4 protein-coding genes are annotated in these 6,748 nt (G+C 71.9%); all 4 read left to right on the forward strand.

The features are described 5' to 3' along the window. Nucleotides 1–37 precede the first annotated feature (37 nt). The 4 genes from AB0J42_RS18555 to AB0J42_RS18570 all read left to right on the forward strand — a co-directional run bounded on the left by AB0J42_RS18555 (nucleotide 38) and on the right by AB0J42_RS18570 (nucleotide 6,572). Entirely contained in the window at nucleotides 38–2,515 is a 2,478-nt protein-coding gene (locus tag AB0J42_RS18555) for an ATP-binding protein (RefSeq protein WP_364295784.1), read from the forward strand. After that, complete coding sequence (locus AB0J42_RS18560; RefSeq protein WP_364295787.1) at nucleotides 2,512–4,851, forward strand: type IV secretion system protein; 2,340 nt, start codon at nucleotides 2,512–2,514, stop codon at nucleotides 4,849–4,851. The genes AB0J42_RS18555 and AB0J42_RS18560 overlap by 4 nt, the downstream gene beginning before the upstream one ends. Nucleotides 4,852–4,854: 3 nt before the next feature. Further along, entirely contained in the window at nucleotides 4,855–5,484 is a 630-nt protein-coding gene (locus AB0J42_RS18565; RefSeq protein ID WP_364295790.1) for a hypothetical protein, read from the forward strand. A 71-nt stretch (nucleotides 5,485–5,555) separates the two neighbouring features. After that, complete coding sequence (locus AB0J42_RS18570; protein ID WP_364295793.1) at nucleotides 5,556–6,572, forward strand: NlpC/P60 family protein; 1,017 nt, start codon at nucleotides 5,556–5,558, stop codon at nucleotides 6,570–6,572. The last annotated feature ends 176 nt before the right edge of the window (nucleotides 6,573–6,748 follow it).

Below are 6,748 nucleotides of genomic sequence, written 5' to 3' on the forward strand. Positions count from 1 at the left end.
GAGCAGGTCTGGCCCGTTCATGCGCTGAGGGGGCGGCATGAGCAGGGCGTCCCGCGCGCATCAGCGCCTGGCGGTCCGATATTTCGACGACCGCATCCTGCTCACGAACACCTGCGCGTGGGCGTACTTCCGCCTGCCGACGGTCAGCTACGAGTTCGTCACGCCGGAGGAGCGCGAGGCGCTGGCGACCAACATCACGATCGCGCTGGCCGCGATCAGGATGCCCGACGCCGAGGTGCACCTGCGGGTGGCGCACCGGGCCTATCCGGCGGCCGAGTGGGCGATGGCGCTCAACGGCACCTCCGACGAGGGGCCGGGCTGGCGCGACTACCTGGAGGAGATGTACCGGCACGTCTGGGCGAAGGACTTCTGGACCAAGGAGGTCTATCTCGGGGTCCGGCTCGGGGCGCGGGGCAAGCAGCTCGGCACGGGCGCGCTGGCCCAGCTCCTGGGGCTGTACCAGCGTACGGAGAAGGCTCTCGGGATCGAGGACGACCACGTACCGGACGGCGAGATAACGCGCTGGACCGAGCAGGCGGAACGGCTCGGCCGGGCGCTCGCGTCGAGCGCGCTCTACGCACGGCACGCCACCTCCACGGAGGTGGCGTGGCTGTTCCAGCACGCGGCGGCGGGCGGGCTCGCCGACGGGCCGCCGTCGGCCAGCCCGAAGCGGCGCTGGGGCAAGGGCGAGATCGAGGCCCTGGTCGAGGGGGAGATCCACAACGGCCGGTCGCTGCTGCGCATCGTGCAGCCGCAGGGCGACTCGTACGTGGCGCATCTGTCGTTCGCGCGGTTCCCGGATCTGATGCCGTTCCCGGACGGTGAGCCGTGGATGCACTTCGCCGACCAGTTGCCGTTCCCGGTGGAGATCTCGTCGCGGATGCGGCTGATCCCGCCCGTGAAGGCCTCCCGCGACGTCGCGCGTAAGCTGGCGCACGCCCGCGACATGGACATCCACATCCGCGAGGCCGGCGCGGAGGCGCCGCTGGCGCTGGCGGAGCAGATCGACGCGGCCCGGATGCTGGAGCACGGCATCACCAAGGAGCGGCTGCCGTTCGTGTACGGGTGGCACCGGCTGATCGTGTCGGCCCCGACCGAGGACATCTGCGTGCAGCGGGTGGAGGCGGTGGTCGAGCACTACCGCGACATGGGCATCGACGTGGTGAACTCGACGGGCGACCAGTTCTCGCTGTTCTGCGAGTCGCTGCCGGGCGAGCGCGTCAAGATCAACGCCTATGCGCAGCGGCAGCCGCTGCGGACGATCGCGGGCGGCATGGCCACCGCGACCGTCGACCTCGGCGACCGGCTGGAGCACGGCGGCGAGGGCTGGCTGGGCCCGTACATCGGCGAGACCGTGGGCCGGGCCCGCAGCATCGTCCACTTCGACCCGCTGCTGGCCGCGAGCCGCAACCGGCCGACGGCGATCGCGATCACCGGTGAGCCGGGCGGCGGCAAGACCACGCTCGCGCTGCTGATGATCTACCAGATGGCGCTGCGCGGCGTCACGGTCGCGGTGATCGACCCGAAGGGCGACGCCGAGTCGCTGGTGCGGCTGCTCGAAAAACGGGGCCGCAAGGCGCGGATCATCCCGCTCGGGTCGGCCGCGCCGGGGCTGCTCGACCCGTTCTCGTTCGGCGACGACATAGCGGCCAAGAAGACGATGGCGACCGAGACGCTCCGGCTGCTGCTGCCGCGGATGTCGGAGGAACGCGAGTCGGCGATGATCCAGGCGGTGGCGGCGGTGTCCAACCAGCCGGACCCGTCGCTCGGCAAGGTCGTCGACTATCTGGAGCAGGCCGAGGACGCCGCGTCGAAGAACCTCGGCGCGGTGCTGCGCTCCATGTCGGAGATGCATCTGGCGCGGCTCTGCTTCGACCCGTCCGGCGGCGACCAGATCGACACCGAGGGCTGGACGACCGTGTTCACGCTCGGCGGGCTCACCCTGCCGGACGTCTCCACGACCCGGGACGACTACTCCTACGAGCAGCGGCTCTCGGTGGCCCTGCTCTACCTGGTCTCCCAGTTCGCGCGGAGGCTGATGAACGGGCTCGACCGGCGCGCGCCCAAGGCGATCTTCCTGGACGAGGCGTGGGCGATCACGTCCACGCCGGAGGGCGCCAAGCTGGTGCCCGAGGTGAGCCGGATGGGCCGGTCCCGCAACACGGCGCTGGTGCTCGTCTCCCAGAACGCCGGAGACCTGCTCAACGAGCAGGTGACGAACTGCCTGTCGTCCGTGTTCGCCTTCCGGTCGACCGAACGGGTGGAGGTCGACCACGTGATGGCGCTGCTCGGGGTGGAGCCGCTGGAGGAGCACAAGGCCGTGCTCCGGTCGCTGGGCAACGGGGAGTGTGTGTTCCGCGATCTGGACGGCCGTGCCGGGCGCATCGGAGTGGACCTCATCTCGGATGAGCTGCTTCGTTGGCTCGACACGAATCCAACGCACGACAAACCCGACGGCAACGGGCATGATGATCTTCAGGGGGGCGTGGGCTCGGCGCAGGAGGTGCGGTCATGAAGATCCGGCTACCCAGGCGGTGGGCGCTCGCCGTGGTGACGGTGCTGCTCGGGTTCGTGGTGGTGCCCGTCGTGGTCGGGTCCACGTCGCCGGCCGCCGCCGCGCCCTGCGACCTGTCCGGCCAGCTCGCCCCCGAGGTGATCGGCAGCGGCGTCGACGGCATGATCAAGCCGCCGGAGCCGGAGGGCGGCCAGGCGCCGGTCGTGACGAACTACGGCCAGTTCGGCATGGCCGGCCAGTTCTGGCATACGCACGAGCTCGGCTGCTCCGACATCGCCGCGGTGCTCGGCAACTCCTGGGCCAACACGATCTTCCTGTGGGCCAAGGCCATCGACCGGCTGACGATCACCACGTACCAGGCCGCGGCGACCGAGGGACCGCTCCAGGCCATCAAGGACGTGGTCGACGACATCGTCACCAACCTCTCGCAGGCCATGTACTGGCCGTACCTGCAGCCGATCGTCATCCTCGGCGCCATCTGGCTGGCGTGGTACGGGCTGATCCGTAAGCGGGCCACCACGACCGCCGAAGGCGTCATCTGGATGGTGCTCGCGGTCACGGTCGCGACCTGGTTCCTCAGCCGCCCGCAGGACTTCACCGGCCTCGGCGCGGTCGTCACCGACAAGACCGGCGAAGTGGTCAACTCCGCGTTCTCCGGGCTGCCCGGCGCGGGCGGCACGTCCTGCCTGCCGCCGCCCGGCGAGACCAACCCCGAGGTGCGGGCCGGCGGCTACGGGCAGAACGGCACCCCCGGCGTCGAGCAGAACGCCGACGCGCTCTGGTCCACCCTGGTGTGCAAGCCGTGGCTGATGGGCATGTTCGGCACCGCCGACCCCGACCAGCCGATCGTGCGAGACTTCGGCCGGGTCATGCTGGAGACCCAGTCCATCGCGCCCGCGACCGCCGAGAACCCGGCCCCCGACGTGGGCGCCCACCAGGCCCAGTACGCCGAGATCGCCGACAAGCTCAGGAACGACTCGCGCTACTTCATCTTCTCCGGCCGCGACTGGACGAGCCGGCTCGGCGTGGCCATCGGCGCGCTCATCGCCGCGATGGTGGCCGGGGTGCTCATCTTCCTGGTGGCGGTCTCGCTGCTGGTGCTGAAGGTCGGCTTCCTGCTGCTGCTGATCCTCGGGCCGGTGTTCCTGCTCATCGGCGTGCATCCGGGCAGCGGGCGGATCATCGCCATGCGGTGGGTGGAGATGCTCATCGGGACGCTGCTCCGGCAGGCCGTGCTGGCGCTGGTGCTCGGGGTGCTGGTGTACGGGTACGCATTGATCATCTCGACGGCCATGCCGTGGGGGCTGCAGATCCTGTTCATGGCGCTGCTGACGATCGCGGTGTTCTTCTACCGCAGGCCGTTCCAGCACCTGTTCTCCTCGATCAACGGGCACACGCTGGCCACCCGGATGCTCGGCGAGGCGGCCAGCTCGCCGACACTGGAGCGGGCCGCGAACGTGCTGCCTCCGGTGGCGTCCGCACGGATCGGGCGGTGGGGGGTGCGGAAGGCCGAACCGCTCCTCACGGCCGCGGTCTCCGGCGGAGCGGCCGGGGCGGCGGCGTCCGGGGTCGCCCAGGGCAGGGTCCGGGGCGAGGAGAGCGAGGGCGCCTCGGGCGTGCGGGTGCCCGCGCCGCTGGACAAGGAGCAGCAGGGGGTCAAGGCAGGCGGCAGGCGGGTGCCCGAGGCGCGCAAGGGCGACGCGCCGCCGCTCAACCTCGGCGGGACGAACAGCCGCGGCGGGACCGTACGGCCGGGCGGCGGAGTGCGGGCGGCCGGTGGGCCGCGCGGGCTCGGCGGCGGGGCGGGCGGTCCCCGGGCTTCCGGGTCGGGCGGCGGTTCCTCCGGTTCCTCCGGTGCGTCCGCGGCCTCGGGCGGGTCCGGCGGCTGGTTCGGCGGGCGGCCGAGCGGCTGGGCGCCGCGTGGCGGGACCTCCTCGGGCGGAAGGCGCTCGCGCTTCGGCGGCTCCGGTGGCTCGGGCAGCTCGGGGGGGCGCTCCGGCGGTGGCTCCGGCGGGTCGCTGTTCGGGCGTGGCTCCGGTTCCGGCGGGTCGCTGTTCGGCGGGTCGAACGGGTCCCGCTCGGGCGGCTCGCGGCCCGGACCGGCGCGGTCGCGGTTCGGCGGCGGGGCGCGGTCCTCCCGGGACAACGGCTCCTCCGGCGGCGTCTTCGGCCGCAACCCCGACGGCCGCGTCTTCGGCGGCTCCTCCTCCGGAGGCGGGTTCTTCGACTCCGACCGGCGCGGCTCCGAGCCGCCGCCGCTGTGGGGCAGCAGCTCGCGCGGGAGCGAGCCCGCGGTGCCCTTCTGGCTCAACCCCACCAACCCCGACAAGGACTAGACCGTGGCGCAGCCGGGTGACAGGCGAGGACTGGTCTTCGCCGCCATCGTGGCGGTGCTCGCCGCCGTCGGCCTCTACCTGACCATGTGGCCGGACTCGCGCGAGCCCGCCGCCGGGCAGGAACAGGCGGCGCCCCGCACCACCGCCTCGCCCGTCGTGCCGGCGACGCCGCTGGCCACCGCCAGCGACGCGCCGTTCGACGTCTACGCCTACCTGCCCATGTCGAAGGAGCAACTGGCCGCCGCCGCCGACCTGGCCGAGCGGTTCCTGGCCGAGTACGCGACGTTCCGCCATGACGAGGATCCGGCCGCGTACGTGGCCCGGGTGCGCCGCTACACCACGGCCGACCTGGGCAACGTGCTCGCCCGTACCCTCACCTCGCCCGGCACCGTGGAGCAGAACCGCGACGAGCAGGTCGTCTCCACGGCGACGGCGAAAGTCCGGGAAATCAGGCAGATCGAGAAGGCGTCCATCGTGTTCGTGGTCACCGGAACCCAGCAGATCAGTCAGCGGAGCGGCCCCCGGCAGCTGACGGAGGACTACGCGGTCACGGTCAGCCAGCTCGGCACCGACTGGCGCGTGTTCGACCTCCAGCCGGCGAGCGACGGCCAGGAGGGGGACACGCAGGGGTGAACCGGTCACGAGCGGTCTTCGCGGCCGTCGCCGCCGGAGTGCTCCTGCTGGGTCTGGCTATCATCTCGCCGATGCTGATGACCTCCATCCCCGCGTTCATCGGGTCCGGCGGTGAGCTGCCGGACTGCACCGACGACGGCCCCCGCGTGCAGGCGGCGTCCGACTCGGCCGCCGCCGACATCCCGTCCGAGTACCTGGAGCTGTACCGGAAGTACGGCGAGGAGGTCGGGGTCCAGTGGACGATCCTGGCCGCCGTCGGCAAGCGCGAGACCGACCACGGCCGCTCCACGCTGCCCGGCGTGAAGAGCGGCACCAACTACGCGGGCGCGGCCGGGCCGATGCAGTTCCTGATCAGCACGTGGGGCGGCAAGGCCAGGGTGCCGATGTCGTCGGACTTCAACGGGTACGCCTCCGACGGCGACGGCGACGGCATCGGCGACGTCTACAACCCGGCCGACGCCATCCTCGGCGCGGCCAAGATGCTGCGGCGCAACGGCGCGCCGGAGAACGTGCGGCGGGCGCTGTTCGTCTACAACCGCGCCTGGTGGTACGTCGACCAGGTGGAGGAGATCGCCCGGAAGTACGCCGAGTCCGGTGTGGTGGAGGTGCCGCCGGAGGCGGACGACGCCTGCGACGAGCCGCTGGTCGAGGCCGCGCCGAGCGCCGTGGTGGCCAAGATCCTCGACTACGCCCTGGACCAGCGCGGCAAGCCGTACCTGTGGGGCGGCACCGGGCCGGACGCGTTCGACTGCTCGGGCATCGTGTACGCCGCGTACCGGCACGCGGGGCTGTCCATCCCGCGCACCACGTTCGGGCAGTGGCCGTTCGGCGAGAAGATCCAGCAGGGCTCCGAGCAGCCGGGCGACCTGGTGTTCTTCGACTCCGGGCCGGGCACGGCGCCCGACCGGCCGGGACACGTCGGGCTGGTCGTGTCGAAGGGCAAGATGGTGGAGGCGCGCTGCCGCCTGTGCGGGCCGATCAAGGTGACCAGCTACGAGGGCCGCGACAAGATCGTCGGTTTCACCCGGCCGCTGCGCAACCCCACCGTCCTGGAACAGCTCGCCAAGCTCGGGGACGCCGCCGTATGACACTCCCTGTGTCAACCTCAGGCAACAACGAACTCGGTGAGCGCTGCTGCGGCACCGTGTTTGGCGGGGTCGTAGGGAACGCCGTCGAGCCAGCAGCGCCAGATCACGCGGATCCAGGCGCGGGCCAGCACGCGGACGGCGTGCGGGTGGTCCTTACCCGCCTTGCGGGCGTCGTT

Source organism: Nonomuraea sp. NPDC049649 (assembly GCF_040675175.1).
In the GTDB taxonomy this organism is placed as follows: domain Bacteria; phylum Actinomycetota; class Actinomycetes; order Streptosporangiales; family Streptosporangiaceae; genus Nonomuraea.

Excerpts from the sequence above, each read along its gene's own strand:
- AB0J42_RS18560 (WP_364295787.1), top strand. The coding sequence starts at position 2,512 with ATGAAGATCCGGCTACCCAGGCGGTGGGCGCTCGCCGTGGTGACGGTG.
- AB0J42_RS18555 (WP_364295784.1), top strand. The coding sequence starts at position 38 with ATGAGCAGGGCGTCCCGCGCGCATCAGCGCCTGGCGGTCCGATATTTC.
- AB0J42_RS18570 (WP_364295793.1), top strand. The coding sequence starts at position 5,556 with ATGCTGATGACCTCCATCCCCGCGTTCATCGGGTCCGGCGGTGAGCTG.